Origin of the sequence: Thermoclostridium caenicola (assembly GCF_900142095.1) — a bacterium.
GTDB classification, from domain to species: domain Bacteria; phylum Bacillota; class Clostridia; order DSM-8532; family DSM-8532; genus Thermoclostridium_A; species Thermoclostridium_A caenicola.
Genome location: NZ_FQZP01000017.1, coordinates 13,238 through 35,933, shown reverse-complemented (window position 1 = coordinate 35,933; position 22,696 = coordinate 13,238). Strand labels below are relative to the sequence as shown.

The following is a 22,696-nucleotide window of genomic DNA, read 5'->3' as shown; positions in this document are numbered from 1 at the left end:
ACCGTCAGGTGCCGGTGTCAGCATCCCCCGGCCTGAACCGGCCCTTTATATGGTGAATTTCTGGACATATTCCTTCAGGGTCACAACGCTTCTGTTGGCCTTTTCCGCCATTTCAAGAACAAGATTGCTCTTGTCGGATACGCGGGTGGCCATTTCCGCGAGGGATGACGCACCTGAAGCGCCTTCGTTGGCTGCCCTGGACACATCATTAATCGCCTGCATCAGATTGCTGATGGAGGCCATGAGCTGTTCGGATGTGGCGCTGATCTCCTGCATCATATTGTTAACGTACTGGGCATCCAGATCATATTGCTCACCGATTTTTACCTGGTTGTCGTAGTCGTGGACCACCCTGCCGCTGATGAAATCCAGGATGTTTTCCGAGCTTCTGGCCAGGTTGCTGACAGCCTCGGTTACCGAACCGGTTACCGTCTGGATTTCTTCCACGGTTCGCCTGGAGTCTTCCGCGAGCTTTCTGATCTCATCGGCCACCACCGCAAATCCGGCGCCGTATTCGCCTGCCCGTGATGCTTCTATGGCGGCATTCAGGGAAAGCAGGTTGGTCTGGGCGGCTATTTCCAGGATCGCATCGGACAGTATCTGGATCTGACCGATGGATCTGGAACGCTCAATGGCCGCTTCCAGCTGTTTCTGGCTCTGACCCAGAAGCTCAAGGGCGGACTGTTTTGACGCGATGGCTTTCTGCCTGAGGTCAGCCGCACGCTTTTTGATTTTATCCGCTGTCCTGCTTCCTTCTTCAGCGCGCTTGGCCATATGCGCCACAGCCGCTTCGATCTGGGTCGATGTCGCATTCATTTCCTCAAGGGAAGCAGCGGTTTCCTGCATACCGGCAGAAAGTTCCTGGGTGGTTGCGGAGGCATCTTCCATATCCCCCTTGAGTGCCTCCATATCTTTTACGGTCTCCACGAGGACATCTTCAATATTTTTTGACTCTTCAAGAATGGTTTTTACCATGCTGCGCGTGGATTGCTGCATGGTTTTTGAAGCCTTGACGATATCTCCAATCTCATCCTTCAGCCGGGTATCCGGTATCTCCAGATCAAAACGGCCTTCTGAAATCCTGACAAGATGTGTGGTCACAGCGTTCAAAGGCCTGACAAAACGTGAACCAAAAAGGTAAACGACGGCAGATGCGACCAACAACGCTATGGTCTGGTGTACCCAGGTACTCACCAGATTGGCGTTTACCATGCTCCGTAATTTTTCCTTGTCATAGCCTACATACCACATGCCAACAGGCTGCCCTGCTTCATCCAGCAGCGGGGTATAATAGGCGATGTATGTTCTCCCCGCCACTTTGGCCTCCCCGGAGTAGGTTTCTCCTCTTCCAAGGACAGCCTGTGAAACCTCCGGCGAAGCTTCGATGCCGACAATCCGGTTGCCATGCTCATCCGTAAAAGTGGTCACAACACCTGTGTTACCGCGGAACAGCGTGGCAGTAAAGTCTTTACTCGCGATGAGTGAATCGAGCAAATCCAGGTAATCATTAACCGGGGTATCACCCTTATAGAGAGCGTCCCCCTCCACTCTCCATGGTCCGGGATGTTTGGCATCAAACATCAAAAGACCCAACCGGTTCAATTCTGCGGCACTTTCAAGCATCTGCTTTTCAAAGGCTTTTCGCATGCCGTCCGTCATGAGAAGAGAAACAAGCGTCGAGAAGATGAGAAGTGTAACAAGAAAAATGGTCATGAGCTTGCCTTTCAGTTTCATATCAGCCCCCCCTTGGCTTGCTGTAACTGTGAAGCAACTTGATGTTTCCATTATACGATAACACCTATGGCCCCACAATACAGGCAATGTCGTTTCCTGAGTATCTTTGTCGAATATTGTCGCATCCGGTGCCGGATATCTGTTCGGCCCTGCTTGACATGGCTAAAAAGCAATTGATATAACAGAGTTGGCATAAAGGGGGTAATGACAGATGGCCAGCATTTTTCTCAGGTTCCCTCAGGGCAGGGCAAAGGCTCTTACCCTTAGCTATGACGACGGCGTGGAGCAGGATATGCGCCTGGTTGAAATCATGAACAGGCACGGACTTAAGGGCACCTTTAACCTCAACAGCGGACTGTATGCCCCGGAAGGCACAGTCTATCCCAAAGGCCAGATCCATCGCAGGATGACAGAAAGGCAGGTCACCGAAACATTCCTGAATTCCGGGCAAGAGATAGCGGTCCATGCCCTGACCCATCCCTTTCTCGAGCAGCTGCCTCCGGCCATGGTGGCCAGGGAGATCATCAAGGACAGGGAAAATCTGGAAAGGCAGTTTGGTACCATTGTCCGCGGCATGGCCTATCCCTACGGTACATACAGCGACAGCGTGGTGGAAACCATTAAAGCATGCGGCATCGTCTATGCCAGGACCGTGGAATCTTCCCACAGTTTCAATCTGCCAACGGACTGGCTGCGGCTTAAACCAACCTGCCACCATGATTCCGAAGCGCTGATGCCCCTGGCGAAGCAGTTTGCCGAAGAAAGTCCCCGCCATGCCCCCTGGCTCTTTTACCTGTGGGGACACAGCTATGAGTTTGAGGCCAACAACAACTGGCATGTCATAGAGGAGTTCGCTTCCTACATGGGCGGCCGGGAGGACATCTGGTACGCTACCAATATCGAGGTATATGACTATGTGGATGATTTCAACCGGCTCCAGTTCAGTGTGGAGAGCACACGCGTCAGGAATCCCGGCGCAAGAAGGCTCTGGTTTGAATGCGACGGCAGGCTCTATGAGATAGGCCCGGGTGAAACCCTGGAGATCGCGTGAGCCGCGCGCATCCATTTCCGGTAGCCTGTAAAGCCATTTCCTGCCGCATCAAATAACTCGGAATATTAATGAAAAGCCGCTTGCCTTTTCCGGCAAGCGGCTTTCAAATTCTGCCTTTACGCCATTAATGAGCGCTTATCCTTCCCGTCCAGCCAAAACATGCGCATGCATGATATGAACCCTGCCCGCTGGCCTGGAGCATCGTCCTGGTAACAGAAACGTATGGGATTTGGGCGAGCGGGAAGCTGAATGCCCGTTTAATAGTAAACAGGGTAACTATGCATGGCTTCCAGAACGAAACCGCCGTGGCTGGTGCGGAAGACGATGCCGTAAGGATCCCGTCCATCCCTGACCCTGAAGGGAATCCATCCTTCCACAATAGTTCTGGGCTCGATGGTATAAGGCAGGGCTCTGTCACCCAGAAGGGCCATATCCTTCTCAGTGAACTCCACGCCGGAGAGCCCGCCCCCGGAGACGAGCAGCTGGTCGATGGTCATAACCTCATCGGAGGTATTGGCTATCTTGACCTTGACCGCCGCCAGGAAACCGTCACCCTTGTCGATAGGGCCAATCTTCCCGTTTTCCAGGATCATCAGGTTACAGGCTGTCATCTTGGCTTTCCCGTTACCAATGACCTGCTTGAAATGCTGGGCTATGCGGAAAGGATTGCCGTTTTCATCTTCCAAGATGTATCCGTACTTGTAGTATGGGGTGGTGTCGGTCACATCCACGGCATCATCCAGGGTGGGGAAATAGAAGGGATGGCCGACGGTGTGGGACATGCCGCCGAAATCCAGGAATACAAGGCCCGCATCCGGGTGTTGAGCGGTTACAACCACGCGCCTGATCTCGCCGGGGGCAATGGTGACAGGGGCTCCCTGCACCTTGGATCCGGCAGCCTCATTGCCTTCTTCATCCAAAATGGAGTAGAACATGTTTTCATCGGTTATGACAAGATCGGTGCTTCCCGTGTTGCCGATGTCGATGACCAGCCTGGCCGGGCGCTTGGTAAACTCCCGGATCTGATACCTGTAGTTCTCATGATAAACCGGGGTGAGGATGCTGGTGTAATAAATGTCGTTTACGGTAAACGGCGTTTGTGGGTCCATATTGAGATCCGGCAGCTGGGCCATCGGGATAAACTCTATCACACCGCTGCCCGCCTCTTCTCCGGCCGCTTCGGCAGCAATCTCCGGTACAGGCGTATCATCCGCATTTTCAGAAATATTGCCCCCGTCGGAAACGCCGTCAGTGACGGGTTCTGCGGTTGATTCCTGCTCCTGGGCTTCGGTCTGGACACCTGCAGACGCTTCCTCCATGGAATCAGCCTTTGCCGCGGGTTCTTCCGAACAGCCCGTCAGCAACATGGATAAACCAAGCAAAACAGCTGCAATTTTCCTCAGATGCATAGACTCACTTCCTTGTCATAAAATTTTATGAATTTCCATTAAACCCGCTCCTGAAGCTTGTTTCATGGGATCAGACATATTATACAACGGAAAGGCATTCTCTTTCCAGCGTTTGCCATTGATTTTTGCACCTATGAAAACCACCAAAGGTACTTGAACCTATGACGGTTGGATTCAAATACCAGGCATTCTTGTCTGATAAAAAAATGTTGGAATCCGAAGCTTTCATCCTTCGGCATCCCAACATTTATTGAAGAATTTGATATAAAACTAAAAAGAGCCGCATTTCTGCAGCTCTTCCATGCATATTTGCCTGAATACCCGTTATCTCTTGGAGAACTGGGGAGCGCGACGGGCCTTTTTGAGACCGTACTTCTTTCTTTCCTTCATTCTCGGATCGCGGGTCAGGAAACCGGCCTTCTTGAGCGCCGACCTGTAGGCTTCATCCACCTTGAGCAGAGCTCTGGCAACACCATGACGGATTGCGCCGGCCTGACCGGTGAATCCACCACCCTTAACGTTAACCAGCACATCGAACTTGCCAACGGTTTCGGTCAGAACCAGGGGCTGGTTGCAGATAACCTTAAGGGTCTCCAGTCCGAAGTAATCATCAATGTTTCTGTCATTTATGGTGAAATTACCATTGCCCGGAACAAGCCTGACCCTGGCAACGGACTTCTTTCTTCTGCCTGTGCCGTAATACTGTACTTTAGCCATTAAAGAATCCTCCCCTCATCCATTATATGTTGAGCTCAAGCACTTCGGGTTTCTGAGCCTGGTGGTTGTGCTTGTCTCCGGCATAAACCTTGAGTTTCTTGAACATTTTCCGCCCCAGGCTGTTGCTGGGAAGCATTCTCTTGACTGCCAGTTCAAATACGCGTTCAGGCCTGGTTTCCAGAAAACGTCTGTATTTGATTTCCTTCAGATTGCCTATCCAGCCGGTATGGCGCCTGTAGACCTTCTGATCCAGTTTCTTTCCTGTCAATACCACTTTGTCTGCATTGATCACGATGACATAATCACCCGTATCAACATGGGGCGTATACTGCGGCTTATGCTTTCCGCGAAGAATCTTCGCAACCTCGCTGGCAGCGCGGCCGAGAACCTTGCCCTGGACATCGACTACATACCATTTCTTCTCGACCTCTCCCGCTTTTGCCATAAATGTCTTCATGAGTTACCCTCCCTATTCCTATATTTTCGGGTTATCCCGCTCGTTTAACGATAACACCAGGGGATCTGCCCGTCATTTACGCAAAAAAACCGCCGCAACAGGCGGCGTTTTATATTTTATACAGGCGGTTCCAGCTTGTCAAGAACTATACCCGTTAATTTTCATATATCTCTCTCTAGCTCACTCAATATCTCTTTTTTTCTGTTATTCTCTCCCGATTTCGTTTGCCGTTCCATTTTTCGTTTCAGGCCCTATCAGAAGAAGCTCCTTATCACGAGATAACCGATGAGCAGGCAGATCCCGAACACAACGGTCTGAATGAGAGCCAGTTTTGTCTGCTTTTCCTGCTTCTTTCTGCTTTTCTCCGCCTCTATGGCATCCCTGGCCGCTGCCCGGGCGTATTCCCGATCCATTTCCTTCTCATATTCCTCCTGGTATTTGGGCTTGTACATGTCATCACCTCCGTCCTATCCTATGCCATTGCCCGCAGGATTACCGCTGCGTTGACGCTCCACTCGCAATGCCATGGTATAATCCCGCTGGGCTATGGCTTTTGAGTCATTGCGAGGAGCGCCAGCGACAAAGCAATCCAAGTGGCTTCCTGGGCTAACCATAGGCATATAGAGATTGCCACGCCCCGCTTGCGCGGTGCTCGCAATGACAGAACAGGTATGACTTTTGCGGGTGTCATGAGATTGCCACGCTTGCTTTGCTTGCTCGCAATGACACCTGATCGAAGGGAGCCCGTAAAGGTTAAGGACGCATTGCGATAAGGCGCCAAAACATCCTGTGAGAATGGGATCAGGGCGGCTGCTGTTTGAGCGAAGCGAGTTCAGCCGACCCCCATTCGAACAGCAGATGTTTTGCAGCCGTGCAGCACAGCGGCCGGGCTTTACGGGCTCCCGGCCACAGAGATTACCTCGCATCGCTTACGCATGACTCGCAATGACAACAAAGGTACGGCTTGCGGGCGTAATGAGATTGCCGCGCTGCGCTGACACGCCGGCAATGACATGCAAATAAAAAAAGACGGTTCCCGCTGTTGCTGTGAACGGCGGAAACCGTCCTTTCATTTTTCAAACCAGTCGTTACAGGATAACATCAGAAGGTCGCTGCCCCCGGAATTCTGAAGACCAACTGGCCATTCTCGAAATCCAGGTTCACCGTATCGCCTTCCTTGACCTTGCCGTCCAGGATCTCCTCGGCCAGCTTATCCTCCACCATCTCCTGGATGGTCCGCTTCAGCGGGCGGGCACCATATGTCTTGTCATAGCCTTTTTCCGCAATATAATCCTTCGCGGCTTCGGTATAGGTGACCGTGATGTTTCTGCCCTTCATCCGCTTGGCGACTTCATCCAGCATCAATTGGGCAATCCGCTTGATTTCATCGCGGTTCAGCGGATGGAAGACGATGATCTCGTCCACGCGGTTCAAAAACTCCGGACGGAAGGTCTTCTTGAGCTCGCCCATCACATTCTTCTTCATGTCCTCATAGTCCTTGGCAGCATTCTCCTCTGCTGCGCCGAAGCCCACCTTCTTGGGCTCCACAATATCCCTGGCACCCACATTGGAGGTCATGATGATGACCGTGTTCTTGAAGTCAACGGTCCTGCCGGTTGAATCGGTAAGCCTGCCGTCATCCAGGATCTGCAGGAGCATGTTGAAAACATCGGGATGGGCTTTTTCAATCTCATCAAACAGGACCACCGTGTAGGGCTTTCTTCTCACCTTTTCAGTGAGCTGTCCGCCCTCGTCATAGCCCACATAACCCGGCGGCGAACCGACCAGGCGCGAGACGCTGTGCTTTTCCATGTACTCGGACATATCGATCCGGATCATCTGGTTTTCGTCCCCGAACAGGGCTTCCGCCAGGGCCTTGGACAGCTCGGTCTTACCCACACCGGTGGGTCCGCAGAAGATAAAGGAACCCACAGGACGCTTGGGATCCTTCAATCCCACACGCCCCCGCCGGATTGCCCGGGCTACGGCGCGCACGGCCTCTTCCTGGCCGATCACCCGCTGGTGGAGGACGCTTTCCAGGTTCTTCAGCCGTTCGCTCTCCTGCTGGGCGAGCTTGGCCACCGGAATGCCGGTCCAGGAACCAATGATTTCGGCGATCTCGTCCTCGGTCACCACCTGGGTATCCCGCTGGTTCTTCATCTTCCAGGCTTCCATGCGGGAATTGAGCTCGTCCTTCAGCTTGTTTTCCTCATCCCTCAGGGCTGCCGCCTTCTCGAATTCCTGGCTGATGATGGCGTCCTCCTTCATCTGGTGGATCTCTTCCATCTTTCTTTCCAGTTCCTTAAGCTCAGGCGGTGCGGTAAAGGAGCGGAGCCTTACCTTGGACGCAGCCTCATCGATCAAATCAATGGCCTTGTCCGGCAGGAAACGATCGCTGATATACCGTGCAGACAATCTGACGGCCGCCTCAATGGCCTTGTCGGTTATCTTCACCGAATGGTGGGCTTCATACTTGTCGCGGATGCCCTTGAGGATTTCGATGGCTTCCTCCTCGGTGGGCTCCCCGACGGTGATGGGCTGGAACCTTCTCTCCAGGGCCGCATCCTTCTCGATATGCTTACGATATTCATCCAGCGTGGTGGCGCCGATGATCTGGATTTCACCCCTTGCCAGAAGGGGCTTGAGGATATTGGCGGCATCGATGGCGCCTTCCGCCGCGCCGGCACCCACAATGGTATGCAGCTCATCGATAAACAGGATCACGTTTCCGGCATTGCGTATCTCCTCAATGGATTTCTTCAGGCGATCCTCGAACTCACCCCGGTATTTTGCGCCGGCCACCATGGAGGAAAGGTCAAGGGTCACAACCCGCTTGTTCTTCAAGGTCTCCGGCACATTGCCCTCCACGATCTTCTGGGCAAGGCCTTCACAGATGGCCGTTTTGCCCACGCCGGGCTCGCCGATGAGGCAGGGGTTGTTCTTGGTCCTGCGGCTTAGGATCTGGATAACCCGTTCAATCTCCTTGTCCCTGCCGATGACCGGATCCACCTTTCCTTCCCTGGCCAGGACGGTGAGATCCCTTCCGAACTGATCCAGGGTGGGCGTTTCCACATCCACGGCCTTCGGTCTGTTGGCATTGACCGCTGCCGGAGTGTCCTCGGTCAGCATGGAGATAATGCTCTCGTAGAGCTTGCGGATATCCACACCCAGCTCATTGAGAATCCTGACGGCCACGCTCTCCCCCTCGCGCATGATCCCGATAAGGATATGCTCGGTGCCGATGAAATTCTGACCCATGCGCCTGGCCTCGGCATAACTGAGTTCCAGCACCCTCTTGGTCCTCGGCGTGTAGGTAACCGGACCAGTCGAACCGTCCCCCCGGCCTATGAGCTCCAGGATCTTCTGGCCGATGCCCTCGGGGGTCACATTATTGAGGCTCAGCACGCTGGCGGCTATGCCGGTCCCTTCCTTGGCCAGTCCCCACAGGACATGTTCGGTTCCCACATAGGAATGGCCAAGGGACAGAGCGCATTCCCTTGCCAGCATGAGCGCGGTTTCCGCCTTTTTCGTATATTTTCCGAAAATCATGATTTCACCTCTTTGTAAATATCAATCAAACCGTTTATCCTTCTTGGCTATATGGTTTCGGATATAACTTGCGCGAACAGCTTCCATTTCATCGGATCGCAGGGATCTCCCGGCGAACTTCTGAAGGCTGCCCGCCTGAATCCGGAGCATCATTTCGTTCACATCGGTCTCATCCAGGTTGGTGATCAATCCGGCAAAAATCCCGAACCGCACATCCGAAAGCCTTTCCATGGCTTCTTCGGAACTCAGCGTGCGGGCATACTTCAAAATGCCGTAGGATCGCATGATCTTGTCTTCCATCTGCAGGCCGTTCCGCTGCATCATCTCCCTGCGCAAAAGCCGCTCCTGCTCAGTAACCTGGTATGCGATGGTCTTCATGCTCATCACGATATCCTGCTCGCTCTTGCCCAGGGTGATCTGGTTTGACAGCTGGTACAGGCACCCGCGTGCCTCCGTATTCTCCCCATACAGCCCTCTCACCGAAAGGCCCAGTTTCCCGCAATTCTCCAGCAGGGCGTTGATATGCCCCGTCATGGTGAGGGCGGGAAGATGCAGCATCAGGGATGCCCGGATGGCCGTACCGATATTGGTGGGACAACTGGTGAGAAAACCGAAGGTGTCGTCGAAAGCGAAGTCAATCTTCTGGGACAACAGGTTGTCGATATAGTTGCATATCTCGGAGGCCTTTTCCAGCTGCATGCCCGCAGCCAGGCACTGTATCCTCAGGTGATCCTCCTCATTGATCATGATGCTGATCTGTTCATCGTTGCTCAGGATCAGCCCCACTTCCTGGTCCGAGGCAGCCAGCTCCTTGCTGACAAGGCGCTTTTCCACATAGACCAGCCGCTCGTTCAGGTCCATGTTCTTGAAATCTATCACCGTGAAGCCTCTTCTGAACTCCGCGTCATCCCCCGTTAAGGCCTCCACGGTCTTTCGGATGATCTCCCGCTGCTGTTCCCGGCTGCATCTGGAAGGGAACGGATACTCCTCGAAATTGCGCGCCAGCCGGACCCTGGTGCTCACCACCACATCGGAATCAGGTCCCTTATCGATATACCACCGCTTCATTGCCGTCCACCCCTTCTTGATTGCAACTGGCGGATTCTGTCCCTGATCTCTGCGGCCCTTTCATAGTTTTCCACCCTGATGCATTCCCTAAGCTCCCGCTGCAGCTTTTCAACCTCCAGTTCGGCAGCGTGGGCCGCCGCATAGCTTTCGGGAACCTTTCCCTGGTGTCTCGTATTTCCCTGGATGCGTTTCAGCAGAACCTTCATGGGCTCGCGGAAGACATCGTAGCAATGGCTGCAGCCCATCTTTCCCGTTCTGTTGAATTCCTCCACCGTCATCCCGCAGCGGTCGCAGGCAACCTGGGTGGCGGTTCCTATCTCCTCGTCTCCCCAGCTGAGGCCCAAAAGGCCTGATATCAGCGTGTTCAAATCAATCTTGTATCCCTCTCCGGCGCACTGGCGGCACATGTACATGTCGGTTTTCTTGCCATTGATGATCTGTGTCAGGAAAACCGTTGCTTCCCTTTTTTTGCAAACCTGACAAATCGGCATAACCACCATTCCCTTCTAGCGACGCGCCGGTGATACAGAACCCTATATCACCGTCAGACTCGTGAGCATATTCTTCAATATCATGGCCCTGACATCATCCCTTCTATCCATCGGGACCTCCATGAGAGCCTTGTCCGATGTTGCAGCCCGCATGAGCATGGCCTCCCTGTTGCTGATGATGTTGTAGTCCACGAAGTTGTTGATGAAAACCTCACAGGTATGCTGTGAAATCTTATCCCCTATCGATGTAATAATATGCATGATATAATCTGCGGCAGAATTGGTATTCAGCCTGCGGATGCTGATATACCCGCCGCCTCCGCGTCGGCTCTCGACATAATAGCCTTTCTCGTTGGTAAACCGTGTGGATATGACATAATTTATCTGGGAGGGCACGCAGTTAAACCGGCTGGCAAGCTCGTTGCGCTGTATTTCAATCGCACCGTCCATATCGTTTATCATTGACTTGATAAATTCTTCAATGAGATCACTGAGCCTTGCCATTCCATCACCCCTTTGTATCAATTTGACTATCTCTGACTATTATAACGCATCCCCTTGATCTTTTCAAGTATGGCCAACTCCCGCGCCGTTTATTCAGGCAGGTCCGCGCCATGCCCGACTTTGCCGTCCAGGCAAAGATACCCCGCTGGTTATAGCGGGGTATCTTCAGGACAACCTTATGGATAAGCAGGATATGAATGCATCATCCATGCCATGATCATTCTTCATCCGCATTCTCCCGGGCAGCCTCGGCAATGACCTTCTCGGCCACGTGGGGAGGCGCTTCTTCATAACGCTCAAACTTCATGGTGTAGCTGCCCCTGCCCTGGGTAATGGACCTTAAGTCGGTGGCGTAGCGGAGCATCTCGGCCTGGGGTACCTCGGCAACCACCTGCTGGAGCCCGTTGCCATACGGATTCATACCCAGCACACGGCCGCGGCGCTTGTTCAGGTCGCCGATGATATCGCCCATGTAGCTGTCGGGAACCACAACCTCCACATGGCAGATGGGTTCGAGCAGCACCGGATTGGCCTGCTTCATGCCTTCCTTGTAGGCAAGGCTGGCTGCGATCTTGAAGGCCATTTCCGAAGAGTCGACTTCATGGTACTTACCGTCCACGAGGGTCGCCTTCAGGTTCACCACGGGATAGCCTGCCAGCACGCCCTTCTGCATGCTTTCACGGAGACCTTTTTCAACGGCCGGGAAGTACTGCTTGGGAACGGCACCGCCGAAGATCTTTTCTTCAAAGGTCAGATCCTCGGATTCGCCGGGTTCAAACTCGATCACGACAACGCCGAACTGGCCATGGCCGCCGCTCTGTTTCTTGTGCTTGCCTTCCACTCTGACCTTCTTGCGGATGGTTTCGCGGTAAGGCGTCTTGGGCGTGACAAGCTCAACATCAACCTTGAATTTATTCTTAAGCTTGCTGGTGATCACATCCAGGTGCTGATCACCGAGACCATAGATCAGGGTCTGCTTAGTCTCCGCGTTCAGTTCCATCTTGAAGGTCGGATCTTCTTCCAGCAGGCGCTGCAGACCGCTGCCGATCTTCTCTTCATCGCCCTTTGCCTTGGGCATGACAGCCATACCCAGCATGGGCTGCGGGAACTTGATCTCCTCGAGGATGACCGGCTTTTCCTTGGTGCAGAGGGTATCGTTGGTCTCGGTCACGGTCAGCTTGGCCACCGCACCGATATCACCGCAGGCCAGTTTGCTCACATTCAGCTGCTGTTTGCCCTTCATGACGAACAGGTTTCCGATCTTTTCGGTCTTGTCCTTCTTGGGATTGTATACGGTGGTATCGGCGGAAAGCGTACCGGAAATAACCTTCAGGAAGGAGATCTTGCCGACGAACGGATCGACAATGGTCTTGAAGACCTGGACCGCCAGGGCTTCCGATTCGCTGGTCTTGAGGGTAACAGCCTCATTGTTGGCGTTCCTTGCCGATACGGTTTCCTTTTCGATATGAGCCGGGATATAGTCCAGCACGGCATCAAGGAAGAGGCGGACACCCAGCTTCTGAACGGCGGTGGTGCACAGGACGGGCGTAATTTCGCCGGCCTTGACACCCAGCTTGATCCCCTGAGCGACTTCTTCGTCGGTGAAAGGCTCACCGGCAAAGTATTTTTCCATCAATTCCTCGCTGGTTTCCGCAACGGCCTCGAAAATGCCTTCCTTGTATGACTCCACTTCGCCCTTCAGATTGTCGGGAACATCCTTTTCCTGATATTCCTTGCCGTTGAAGGTGACGACCTTCATCTTGGGAACATTGATGATACCGGCAACCTTGCCGTTTTCAACATAGGGTATCTGGAGTGCAATGACGCTCTTTCCGAATTTATCCTTAAGCTGATCAAAGACTTTGGAAAAGTCTGAGTTTTCTTCGTCAAGCTTGCTGATAACAAACATTCTGGGCAGCTTTTTCTGCTCTACGGCTTCCCATGCCTTTTCGGTTCCGACCTGCAAACCGTCCTTTGCGCCAACCAGAATGGCCGCGCCATCTGCAACCGCGAGCCCCTCAAGCATTTCCCCGGCGAAGTCAAAATAGCCGGGCGTATCGATGACATTGATCTTCATGCCCTTCCATTCAACAGGCGCCAATGCGGTTGAAATGGAGATTTTTCTTTTGATTTCCTCAGCGTCGAAGTCCATGACCGTGTTACCGTCCACAACACTGCCAAACCTGTCGGTGCCGCCGGAAATGAAAAGCATCGCCTCGGCCAGTGTTGTCTTTCCCGAGCCTCCATGGCCCAGCAGGCAGACATTGCGCACTTTGTCCGCACTATAGTCTTTCATATACACATTCCCCCTTTTGGTAGCTGACTCGACATCTCCTGCCCAGTTGATTTATTTCCCTAAACAGGTGTGTCCGCAAGCAGCATGGTTTTGCTTTAAAATGCCTGAAAAAACACGGGTTGCCCTAACGCGATCAAAGCAAGTTCTATTATATCAGATTTTAGTCCAAGTACACAAATTTTTATGGCAATCCCGCCGCGAAAATCGTATTGCTTGACAAAGATCGATGCTGTCAAGCCATAAAACTGGCACTGCAAAACGCACGCCACCAACCGGGCAAGACCGGTTTTTACGCGACCCGGGCCTTCCTCCCGGCCCTCAGTCCGGGTTCCTCAGGATGGCTTCAGCCCACAAAAGGTCTTCTTTCGAGGTGATCTTGATATTCCTGCTGCTGCCCTCAACCATCTTCACCCTTATGCCGATGCGTTCAGCCAGCATGGCGTCGTCGGTTCCCATGATACCGCTTTGCCTGGCATGCTCATGGGCCTTAAGGATGATCTCCTTTCTGAAGGCCTGGGGGGTTTGGGCGCTCCAGAGCAGCGTGCGATCCGGGGTCTGGAGGATGTAGCCTTCCTGGTCCGCCTGCTTGATGGTATCCTTTACCGGCATGCCCACACAGGCGGCACCGTATTCCCTTGCGCCCTCGATGCTCCTTCTGATGATGGCTTCATCCACAAAGGGCCTGGCCGCGTCATGAATCAGGACGATCGCCGTATCCTCCGAAAGCAGCTTCAGGCCGTTATACACCGATTCCTGGCGCTCGCTTCCGCCATAGGTCCATCGGATGTCCCATGGGAGCTTCTGAATGATCGCCTTCACCTGCTCCTCGTCATCCTTTCCGATCACCAGGATGATATGATGGATCAGGCCGCTCCCGATAAAAGCGCGGATGGTCCTTTCCAGCATGGGGATGCCGCCCAGTTCGGCCAGTACCTTGTTGTATCCCAGGCCGGTCCGGCTTCCCCTGCCGGCGGCAACAATAATGGCGCTTACAGCGCCTTCATTGTTCATGTCCCTATTTCTTTGCATATGTATCCTTTCCTTTATTTAAGTCATGCCCGTCCTGTTGGTCAGTTGATCTTGGCCACGGGAAAATGGACGGTTTTAAAGCGGGCAAAGATCATGCGGCCGGCAGATGTCTGGAGAACGCTGGTCACCACCACGTCGATAAGCTGGTTCCTGAACTTGTTGCCGCCCTCCACCACGACCATGGTGCCGTCTTCCAGATAGCCTATGCCCTGTCCGTTTTCCTTGCCCTCCTTGACCACCCGGATGGTCATTTCCTCGCCGGAAACCGCCAATGGTTTCAAGGCGTTTGCCAGATCATTGATGTTCAGCACGGGAATCCCCTTGAGCCGGGCTACCTTGCCCAGGTTGAAATCGTTGGTGATGATCTTGGCCTTGAGCTCCCTGGCCCGGTTCAAAAGCTGCTCATCCACCTCAAGGTTGGGATCCCTGTTCTCCTTGCCGATTCTTATGGGGAACTTCTGATCGGATTTCATGGTGTTCAGAACATCCAGGCCGCGCCTGCCCTTGGCCCGCACAATATCATCATGGGAATCGGCCAGGTGGCGGAGTTCCTCCAGGACAAACCCCGGGACCACGATTTCGCCTTCCAGGAAACCGGTACGGCTGATGTCCAGGATACGGCCGTCTATGATGGCGCTTGTGTCAAGGATTTTAATCCTTGACCGATCCGTCCCGTCCCCCCTGAAAGGAATCGGGAAAATGCTGTCGTGCCTTTTGAGCAAAGCAAAGTAGACGCCGCATATCCCGAAGAAGATGTTGATCATGATGGACAGGAGAACACCGATGACCGGGATCTTGACGATGGGAATGGAAATGAGGTTGGCGATGATCAGCCCGACGATGAGGCCCGCCGCGCCGATCAGCAGCTCGTAGAGGGTAAGGTTCTGCAGCGCGCGTTCCAGGCGTTCCACCGTAGCAAGGGTGATGCGTATAATCTTTCCGCCGATCACATAGAGGAAGATGCCGAACGCAAGGGATGCGAACACAATGATCCCGATGCCCGATACCGAGGTGAGATATTCGGTCATGCCGTTTTGTATGAAAAGAAATCGGACGAGCGTCATGCCCGTCAGTGCGCCGGTCAGCCCGAACGCGCATTTTATAATCTTGTCCAGCATGCAAACTCCCCAGAAAAGCGTATTATCGGAGTTCTATGGAAAGCTGCTGATCCAGCAGTCTCATTTTCAATGAATCAGGTTGAAATCATGGTATTGATGAGAGCTTCCACATCCATCGGGCTCATGTTCTTCGCCAGCACCAGTTCGCTGATGAGTATCTGCTTGGCGCTGTTGAGCATTTTTCTTTCCCCGGTGGAAAGGCCCTTTGTTTTTTCCCTTAACATGAGGCTCTTGACGACATCAGCTACTTCAAAAACATTACCGCTCTTGATTTTGTTCATGTTTTCGCGGTATCGCTTGTTCCAGTTGGTGTTTTCTTCGTGAGACTTGGTTTCGAGAGATTTGAATACAGCATCGGCGTCTTTACGGTTGATGATGCCCCTGATTCCGATACAGCTCGCGTTGTTGATGGGTATCATGACCTTCATGTCTCCTACGGGTATTCTCATCACGTAATACTGTTTGCGTTCTCCGAGGATTTCCTTCTCCTCAATGGCCTCAATGATACCCGCGCCATGCATAGGGTAAACAATCTTATCCCCTATTGCGAACATAGATCAACAGCTCCTTTTTCATACATCATCCGCCTGCTCATGCCCGACACGCGGGAAGCAGGCGCAATATTATGTATGAAAGCGCCCATGCATGCATTTGTGCCATTCCATGAATAGGCCTTAGGTATAGTATACTATATGGCCTTTCAAAAGTCAAAAACAGCATGCTGTACCAGTAGTTTGCATCAGGGGTTCCCGCGGGACACTACTATTTTATCCCACCGGTCAGAAAATCATACCAGCAGGCGGCGCGCCAGGCAGCAGGCCTATTCGGCCTGGAGCCTTGCCCAGGTATCCATGATGCTGCGGTAACGCTTTTCAATCTCAGCCTTGGCTGTCTGGATCCGGCTTTCGATGTCATCCACGTATTCCTGCATGGTTTCCACGATGGGAAGGTATCCCTCTTCCGCCCTGACCAGTCCGGCCAGTTCGTAAACCGCCTCCGTGCAGTTCATGGCCGGCCTCCCCGGCCGTTCTTCCAGGAGGCTGGCGAAAATGTCGGCTATATTGAGAATCCTGGCCCCGCTCGCGATATCCCTGACCATGAGCATGTGGTTTCCGGATACCTCGCCTTCGGTCCCGCAGGCCGCATGCATCATGTTCATGATATCGCCCAGCCCGGCTTCCTTCAGGATATGCGCAACGGTTTTCAGCCTGCTGCGGATCAAGAGGTGCTCCTCATAGGCGTTATCCGCCGTTACCGGGCCTTCACCTGGCCGGGGCAGCCTGCCCAGATTATAGATCAGCGACGCAAGGCCCAGCATATCCACCAGCTTCCAGTTCTGCTTGGTCAGCCTTGCCAGGAAACGGGCCAGGGTCTCCATCACCCGCGCATGGGCATAGAGATGGGGCATTCGGAAAAGCAGGGTATAGACATAGGTCCTGATGATGCCTTCGATCTCGGACCTGCCCACATGGAGCCTGCCCGATACGTTCAGAAGGTTCTGCATGAAATCGCCGGAAGCCGCTTTTTTCAGAATACCCGCCCTGCAGAGCTCCGCAAACACGGATACGTTGCGGCTGTCATGTCCCGAACTTTCCAGCCGTTGTACCATTTCCTCTTCCATGCAGGTTCCGGGATCGTCAAGGATGAGACATGCCGCTTCGTCCGCAAGCGACAAAATATCCGCCTCGTCGGGATAATCCATGGCTTCAAGGGCGGCACCCCTTTCAGACCAGGGCAGGTGGTGGTACAGGACCGCCTCGGGGCACCGGTCGTACGGATAATATTCCTTCATGACCAGGCAGGCATACAGGCTGTGACCGGGTATTCCCCGCCTGCCCGGGTTCCTCCACCCATCGGATTCGCCGGAAAGGGTTCCCATATCGCGCAGCATGGCCGCCGTAATGAGGCCTGCCAGCCTTTCTCCCCTGATCCTGAGTTTCAGGCCCATCTTCAGGACCAGATAGGCAGTTACGGCCGCATGGCACGCCATTTCAGAGTCAACGCCGGCCATGGATTCCCTGAGCAGAATGAGCAGGTTCCCCAGACCCACCAACTGGTGCTTCCCCATAGCCCGGATGATCTCCCGGGCCTGTTCGTAGGGCTCTGTCAGCTCACTGGAGGGCATGCCCAGGAAATAGCCCTGGGCATAGTCAATTCCCATCCTGCACAGGGTCTCCAGTTCTTCCCTGGTTTCAATGCCCTCGGCCAGGACCCGCGTTCCCCTGTAGCGGGCATAGCTGATGATGTCCTCTATCATATGCTGCTTGCGTAGATCTGAATTGACTCCGCGCACGAGTTCCTTGTCGATCTTGATGATATCGGGCTCAAGGGCCAGCAGGGCCAGGTGATTGGAATAGCCTGAGCCGAAATCGTCCAGGGCGAATTTTGCGCCCGCTTTGATCACGATGGACTTTCTCAGGTTGATCGCGTCCGGATCCATCCGCTTTCTTTCCATGACCTCGAAAACAACCTTCATATGGCCGAAATAGCGATCGCGGATGTCGTTGTAGTCCTGCTCCTCCAGGGTGGCAAAAGGCGCGGTGTTGATGAAAAGATAATGGTCACGGAAGTGTTCATCGCGCAGCATATAGGCATCCAGCGCATTGTACACCATCCGTTTTTCAAGGATGGCATAATGGCCCGTCGCCTCGGCATCCTCGATGAGCTCCTCGATGTTCCGGTATATGGGATTTGTCGGCCTGGAGAGGGCCTCAAAACCGTACAATTCACCGGTCTTAAGGGAAACAATGGGCTGGAAGACAATGCTCAATTGGTTTCTGTCGATGATATCCTTGATGAACGTGCGGCGCAGGGCTGCCCGCTTGGCTTCCTCGTAGCGCTCCCGGTTGAACGGGTTGGGGCTTTCCCTTTCCCCCCTTAAGACCTCATTCTCGGCAAAGGACGCGTACTCCAAAAGGTCCGCCGGCACATCCCCGTCGATGCCCGAGAGGGCATATCCCACGGCAAGCTGGAAGCTCACCGCAATGCCGTCCACATCGCCCATGTACTTCTGAACCTTCTGGATGATCCCCTCCATCTCTTCCCGGAAGGATTCCAGGCTTCTGACATGGGTAGCCAGCAGCAGGAAATCGGCCCCCAGCCATCTGAACGGAATCAGGCAAGGGGTCAGGAATTTCCTGAGCACCTCGGCACAGACCCGGATATAGGAGTTGCCGGCGATCATGCCGTATCTTTCCTGGAACTCCTGGTAGCCCGTCAGTCCGATATAGACGAAGGCCACCATTTCCCCATCCGCACACTCGGCCATGGCTTTGCCCGCCACCTCGGTGAGGGCGTTCCGGTTGTAGAACCCGGTCATATTGTCGCGGATGGCCCGTTCCTTTTCCAGGTTGCGCTGAACCACCTCGCGGGTGATGTCCATAATGGCTCCTGTAATGCGGGCGCCATCGGCGCTCAACCGCCCCCAGAGCTTCAGCCAGCGGATTTTCCCATCCTCCCGCGCCACGCTGAATTCAAGATCCAGCGGCTCCTGATGGCTGACGCACCTGTTGACCAGCTGTTCGAATGTCTCTTTGGAGATGCTGAAACTGAACCGCTCGAACAGATCATCGGCGGTGATTTCGAAAATGTCCTCATTATCCTCAAGGAAGGTAAACAACCCGGTGGCGAAGACAAAGATCCGATGGACATAATCATATTCGAAAAAGTCAATCCTTACCCCGGTCTCCTTAAGGGTTCTCATCTGGCTGTAAAAATCAGAGATGCTTTCCGAAAGCCGCTCGTTCCGTTTGAGCTCCGATTCCAGCCGGAGGTTTTTCTCATCCAGGAACTTCAGCGACCGGTTGAGCATGTCCGACAAAACCGTGACAGCCTGTGTCCCTTCGTCCCGTTCAAGGGATACCCCGATCTCGCCCCCGATGTCCGAAAGGATTCTCGCCAGATCCTCCAGCTCCCTGGCCGTTTTTCGTGACATGGCAAATTCAAAGCAGAAGCTTGCGACATACAATATGGCGCAAACGATGATCACAATTCTGCAAAGCGCAGCATTATCTACTTCAGCGGTCATGGCGATGCTTGTCGCCATAAGGGCGATAAAGGACAAAAGCCCGATGAGGCTCATGATCGTTCGCAGCGCCATGAATGACTTTGCCTTCTGTACAGCAAGCTTCATGTCGGTCTCACCTTGAATGAACCCTTTTATCTTTATGTATATGGCAAGGACTCAGCTAAACTATAGATAATATCGGCCTCTTCGCTGAAAAACAATATCATAAATATTATGACAAAAACCTTAAAACTGCAACAAGGATATTCTTTAATTGCGTCGAACTTATTATATCAATTATAATTGTATTTGATTGTACTCGTATTTAAAAATGGTATTGCAACAGACTTACACCATTCATGTACCTGCGAAGGGGGGAACGGCTCTGTGAGAAGTATCAGCTCACGTATCATCGTATCGTTCAGCATCCTGATCCTGTTTATCGGCATGGGCCTTGGGTCGGCATCCTATATAACGTCGGCCAGGGCGCTGAACAGCGTTCTTGACGAAACCATGCCCAAATTCGCAACCGAAGCAGCATTAACCATTGAAGACAGCATCCATAGCCATCTCAATGTACTGAGTCTGGTAGCCTCATTGGATACAATCAGCAAAGCATTATCCGATGACGATTACAGCAACATTATATCAGCATTGGATGAGGAATCCAAGAGGGCAGGACATCTCCGGATGATCCTGATCGACAGGAACGGAAAGGCTGTCACTAACACCGGCGATATCCTGGACATGAAAGACGATCCCCTGTTCCAGGCAGCGCTCTCGGGAAGGAGCGTCGTCTCCGATCCGCACCGCGAAAGCGGCGGAACCGATATCGTGATGACCTACGCTGTTCCGGTGATGGCCAATAATGCTGTTTCAGGCGTGCTGATGGCCATCCGTGACGGACTGGAACTCAGCGAGTTCGCCCGGCGGATCGAATTTGGACAGACGGGCGAAGCCTTCATCATCAACAGGCAGGGGCGAACCATCGCCCATGCGGATACACAACTTTTGCTGGGCATCATCACAAACCGTTCGGCAGACGCCACAACCGGAGCCACCCAGGTTCTTTCATCAGATGATGTGGACAGCATGACCTCCGCAACCATCAGGGAACTGGACGGCAATGATCTGGGATTCGAGAATTTTGCCGATGTGCAGAAAAAAATGACCGAAGGGCAAACAGGCTTTGATACATACAAGTACAACGGCATCACCAAACTGACCGGTTTTGCGCCCATTCCAGGCTATGGCTGGTCTATTGCCATATCGGTAGACCAGGATGAATTCATGGCCTCACTGGGTAAGCTGAAAAGCGCAACCCTGGGTATATCCGGTTTCTTCCTGATCGCCGGCATATTGGTAGCCTTCTTCATGGGAAAAAATATATCCAAGCCTGTTACAGATTTAACAAATCAGTGCCTGACCATGTCCGAAGGTAACTTTACGCCCATGACAAATGATAAATATGCCAGCCGGCGCGATGAGATAGGCGCCCTGGCCAGGGGATTCAAAAAGATTAACGACAATGTGGCCGAAATCATCCGGAAAGTTGTCCAGGAAGCCAGGAGCGTGGATCACGCCAATTCGGTAACCGGCGAAAACATGGCCAAACTGACCGAGGAAATCCATGTCATCGCCTCCATCACACAGGCCCTGTCTTCAAAAATGCAGGAAACATCGGCCATGGCTGAAGAGATGAACGCCACCACTACCGAAATCGAGGCCGCCATAGAATCAATTGCCCATAAAGCCCAGGAAGGGGCGGAATCAGCCAGCGAAGTGAGCCACAGGGCACAGGAGTTGAAGCACAACGCAGAGGAATCCCAGAGAAGCGCCCAGGACATCCGCAGGAACAATTCGGCCAAGCTCAGGGAGGCCATCGAGAAATCCAGGGCCGTTGAGCGCATCCACCTGCTCTCGGACGCCATCCTGGAGATAGCCACCCAAACCAACCTGCTGGCCCTGAACGCTTCCATAGAAGCCGCGCAGGCAGGCGAATCGGGCAGGGGCTTTGCGGTTGTGGCTGAAGAGATCCGGAAACTGGCCGAGAATTCCAAGGAAACCGCCACAGAGATCCAAAACGTGACCCAGCAGGTCCTGGAGTCGGTGCAGCACCTGTCCGAATGCTCCGAGCAAGTGTTGCAATTCCTGGACAATAAGGTTGCGAAAGACTATGACATGCTGGTACAGACGGGCGAGCAGTACAACAGGGATGCCCGCATGATTGACGATATGGTTACCGAATTCAGCGCCACTTCCGAACAGCTTTACGCTTCGGTCCAGAGCATCCTCAAGGCCATCAACGATGTTTCGCAGGCGGCCGTGGACGGTGCTTCCGATACCATGGATATGGCCAATGAAGCAAACCTGGTGGCCTCCAGGGCAAGCGAAGTGCTGGAGCAGGTCAAGACGGTGAAGGAAAGCGCAGACAAGCTCATGGAGGCTGTGTCGGTGTTCAGGGTATAAGGACATCGACGTATGCAAAACCAAAAAAGGCTATCCCGGAGTTATGCTGCTTTCGGGGCAACCCTTTTTTATGTCAGAATGAAGTCCTATTCGGATGCTTCCGGATAATCATTCACAAGATAATACAGGGGCGGCTCGTCTTCCTCAATGGTCGGGAACCTTCCGATTTCCTCATGGAAGCGGTTGTCGGTGTAATCGTCATTGCACTCCGAAACTTCGCCAACCAGTACGCGGCCCTTGCCGGGTTCTCCCCAGAACGAATGGTATTGGCCGGGATAGAGGGTGATGCTTTCTCCGGGCACCAGTTTTATGGTTGCACCTGCCGGTACCTGGTATTCCCTTCCATCGCTATGTACCGTTACCGGAGTATTTGCAAATTCCCCGTCACTTGTTGCGTTAAACAGCCGAATCATCAGGTTCCCGCCGCCACGGTTGATGATATCCTCGGTCTTTTTCCAGTGGAAATGGAACGGGGTAACCTGGCTTTCACCTACAATCATGATTTTTTCGGCATAGGTCTTCCGGTATTTGGGTATGTTGATATTTCCGTTTCGCAAGGTGAAAAGGAACAAACCCGTATGCTGATAATCCCCGCTTCCGAAATCGGTGATATCCCATCCCAGGTGGTTATCCCTGATTTCGTCATACTCCTTCCCCCTGGAGCGCCATTCTTCGGGAGACCAGAAAGCAAAGGGAGGCAATGCAAAATGGTGTGCCTTGAAAAATTCGATGCCGTCCTGAATAATCCTGTTGATCTCCGAACGTTTCATGGATCACACACCCTTTCTTTCATGCCAT

17 protein-coding genes are annotated in these 22,696 nt (G+C 53.2%); 2 read left to right on the top strand and 15 right to left on the bottom strand.

Annotated elements, in window-relative coordinates:
* Nucleotides 1-45 precede the first annotated feature (45 nt).
* Nucleotides 46-1,734 (bottom strand): methyl-accepting chemotaxis protein, encoded by a 1,689-nt coding sequence (locus F3H12_RS06430; RefSeq protein WP_188118411.1) that lies wholly within the window; start codon nucleotides 1,732-1,734, stop codon nucleotides 46-48.
* A gap of 211 nt (nucleotides 1,735-1,945) precedes the next feature.
* On the opposite strand from F3H12_RS06430, the gene F3H12_RS06425 reads away from it, so the two are divergent.
* A complete protein-coding gene (locus F3H12_RS06425) occupies nucleotides 1,946-2,785 on the top strand; it encodes a polysaccharide deacetylase family protein (RefSeq protein ID WP_149678513.1) in 840 nt (279 codons plus the stop codon).
* 257 nt (nucleotides 2,786-3,042) lie between these two features.
* Here F3H12_RS06425 and F3H12_RS06420 read toward each other — a convergent pair whose 3' ends face one another.
* From F3H12_RS06420 to F3H12_RS06360, 13 genes are all read right to left on the bottom strand, one after another.
* Nucleotides 3,043-4,194, bottom strand: coding sequence for a hypothetical protein (locus tag F3H12_RS06420; RefSeq protein WP_149678512.1), 1,152 nt, complete (start codon nucleotides 4,192-4,194; stop codon nucleotides 3,043-3,045).
* A 324-nt stretch (nucleotides 4,195-4,518) separates the two neighbouring features.
* A complete protein-coding gene (gene rpsI, locus F3H12_RS06415) occupies nucleotides 4,519-4,911 on the bottom strand; it encodes a 30S ribosomal protein S9 (RefSeq protein ID WP_149678511.1) in 393 nt (130 codons plus the stop codon).
* 22 nt (nucleotides 4,912-4,933) lie between these two features.
* Entirely contained in the window at nucleotides 4,934-5,368 is a 435-nt protein-coding gene (rplM, locus tag F3H12_RS06410) for a 50S ribosomal protein L13 (RefSeq protein WP_149678510.1), read from the bottom strand.
* A gap of 254 nt (nucleotides 5,369-5,622) precedes the next feature.
* Nucleotides 5,623-5,820 (bottom strand): hypothetical protein, encoded by a 198-nt coding sequence (locus tag F3H12_RS06405; protein ID WP_149678509.1) that lies wholly within the window; start codon nucleotides 5,818-5,820, stop codon nucleotides 5,623-5,625.
* Nucleotides 5,821-6,469: 649 nt separating this feature from the next.
* On the bottom strand, nucleotides 6,470-8,917 hold the full coding sequence (locus F3H12_RS06400) for an ATP-dependent Clp protease ATP-binding subunit (protein WP_149678508.1): 2,448 nt from the start codon (nucleotides 8,915-8,917) through the stop codon (nucleotides 6,470-6,472).
* 21 nt (nucleotides 8,918-8,938) lie between these two features.
* The gene (locus F3H12_RS06395) at nucleotides 8,939-9,985 is read right to left on the bottom strand and encodes a protein arginine kinase (RefSeq protein ID WP_149678507.1); all 1,047 of its coding nucleotides are present in this window, start codon (nucleotides 9,983-9,985) and stop codon (nucleotides 8,939-8,941) included.
* Nucleotides 9,982-10,476, bottom strand: coding sequence for a UvrB/UvrC motif-containing protein (locus F3H12_RS06390; RefSeq protein ID WP_188118410.1), 495 nt, complete (start codon nucleotides 10,474-10,476; stop codon nucleotides 9,982-9,984). The genes F3H12_RS06395 and F3H12_RS06390 overlap by 4 nt, the downstream gene beginning before the upstream one ends.
* Nucleotides 10,477-10,518: 42 nt before the next feature.
* Nucleotides 10,519-10,980, bottom strand: coding sequence for a CtsR family transcriptional regulator (locus F3H12_RS06385; protein WP_149678505.1), 462 nt, complete (start codon nucleotides 10,978-10,980; stop codon nucleotides 10,519-10,521).
* 217 nt (nucleotides 10,981-11,197) lie between these two features.
* Nucleotides 11,198-13,276 carry an elongation factor G gene (gene fusA, locus F3H12_RS06380; protein WP_149678504.1) on the bottom strand — a complete coding sequence of 693 codons (2,079 nt, stop codon included), beginning with the start codon at nucleotides 13,274-13,276 and terminating at the stop codon, nucleotides 11,198-11,200.
* Nucleotides 13,277-13,594: 318 nt separating this feature from the next.
* Nucleotides 13,595-14,305, bottom strand: coding sequence for a 2-C-methyl-D-erythritol 4-phosphate cytidylyltransferase (ispD, locus tag F3H12_RS06375; RefSeq protein ID WP_243133214.1), 711 nt, complete (start codon nucleotides 14,303-14,305; stop codon nucleotides 13,595-13,597).
* Between the two features lie 41 nt (nucleotides 14,306-14,346).
* The gene (locus tag F3H12_RS06370; RefSeq protein ID WP_149678503.1) at nucleotides 14,347-15,423 is read right to left on the bottom strand and encodes a PIN/TRAM domain-containing protein; all 1,077 of its coding nucleotides are present in this window, start codon (nucleotides 15,421-15,423) and stop codon (nucleotides 14,347-14,349) included.
* A 74-nt stretch (nucleotides 15,424-15,497) separates the two neighbouring features.
* A complete protein-coding gene (locus tag F3H12_RS06365; RefSeq protein ID WP_149678502.1) occupies nucleotides 15,498-15,977 on the bottom strand; it encodes a CarD family transcriptional regulator in 480 nt (159 codons plus the stop codon).
* A gap of 266 nt (nucleotides 15,978-16,243) precedes the next feature.
* Nucleotides 16,244-19,555, bottom strand: coding sequence for an EAL domain-containing protein (locus tag F3H12_RS06360; RefSeq protein ID WP_149678501.1), 3,312 nt, complete (start codon nucleotides 19,553-19,555; stop codon nucleotides 16,244-16,246).
* Nucleotides 19,556-19,816: 261 nt separating this feature from the next.
* Here F3H12_RS06360 and F3H12_RS06355 point away from each other — a divergent pair, with 261 nt between their 5' ends.
* Entirely contained in the window at nucleotides 19,817-21,898 is a 2,082-nt protein-coding gene (locus F3H12_RS06355; RefSeq protein ID WP_149678500.1) for a methyl-accepting chemotaxis protein, read from the top strand.
* A gap of 86 nt (nucleotides 21,899-21,984) precedes the next feature.
* Here F3H12_RS06355 and F3H12_RS06350 read toward each other — a convergent pair whose 3' ends face one another.
* Complete coding sequence (locus F3H12_RS06350) at nucleotides 21,985-22,668, bottom strand: D-lyxose/D-mannose family sugar isomerase (protein ID WP_149678499.1); 684 nt, start codon at nucleotides 22,666-22,668, stop codon at nucleotides 21,985-21,987.
* Nucleotides 22,669-22,696: the final 28 nt, after the last annotated feature.

Excerpts from the sequence above, each read along its gene's own strand:
- rplM (WP_149678510.1), bottom strand. The coding sequence starts at position 5,368 with ATGAAGACATTTATGGCAAAAGCGGGAGAGGTCGAGAAGAAATGGTAT.
- F3H12_RS06365 (WP_149678502.1), bottom strand. The coding sequence starts at position 15,977 with ATGTTCGCAATAGGGGATAAGATTGTTTACCCTATGCATGGCGCGGGT.
- F3H12_RS06430 (WP_188118411.1), bottom strand. The coding sequence starts at position 1,734 with ATGAAACTGAAAGGCAAGCTCATGACCATTTTTCTTGTTACACTTCTC.
- F3H12_RS06350 (WP_149678499.1), bottom strand. The coding sequence starts at position 22,668 with ATGAAACGTTCGGAGATCAACAGGATTATTCAGGACGGCATCGAATTT.
- F3H12_RS06385 (WP_149678505.1), bottom strand. The coding sequence starts at position 10,980 with ATGGCAAGGCTCAGTGATCTCATTGAAGAATTTATCAAGTCAATGATA.
- F3H12_RS06420 (WP_149678512.1), bottom strand. The coding sequence starts at position 4,194 with ATGCATCTGAGGAAAATTGCAGCTGTTTTGCTTGGTTTATCCATGTTG.
- fusA (WP_149678504.1), bottom strand. The coding sequence starts at position 13,276 with ATGAAAGACTATAGTGCGGACAAAGTGCGCAATGTCTGCCTGCTGGGC.
- F3H12_RS06425 (WP_149678513.1), top strand. The coding sequence starts at position 1,946 with ATGGCCAGCATTTTTCTCAGGTTCCCTCAGGGCAGGGCAAAGGCTCTT.
- rpsI (WP_149678511.1), bottom strand. The coding sequence starts at position 4,911 with ATGGCTAAAGTACAGTATTACGGCACAGGCAGAAGAAAGAAGTCCGTT.
- F3H12_RS06405 (WP_149678509.1), bottom strand. The coding sequence starts at position 5,820 with ATGTACAAGCCCAAATACCAGGAGGAATATGAGAAGGAAATGGATCGG.
- F3H12_RS06360 (WP_149678501.1), bottom strand. The coding sequence starts at position 19,555 with ATGAAGCTTGCTGTACAGAAGGCAAAGTCATTCATGGCGCTGCGAACG.
- F3H12_RS06390 (WP_188118410.1), bottom strand. The coding sequence starts at position 10,476 with ATGCCGATTTGTCAGGTTTGCAAAAAAAGGGAAGCAACGGTTTTCCTG.
- F3H12_RS06370 (WP_149678503.1), bottom strand. The coding sequence starts at position 15,423 with ATGCTGGACAAGATTATAAAATGCGCGTTCGGGCTGACCGGCGCACTG.
- F3H12_RS06400 (WP_149678508.1), bottom strand. The coding sequence starts at position 8,917 with ATGATTTTCGGAAAATATACGAAAAAGGCGGAAACCGCGCTCATGCTG.
- F3H12_RS06395 (WP_149678507.1), bottom strand. The coding sequence starts at position 9,985 with ATGAAGCGGTGGTATATCGATAAGGGACCTGATTCCGATGTGGTGGTG.
- ispD (WP_243133214.1), bottom strand. The coding sequence starts at position 14,305 with ATGCAAAGAAATAGGGACATGAACAATGAAGGCGCTGTAAGCGCCATT.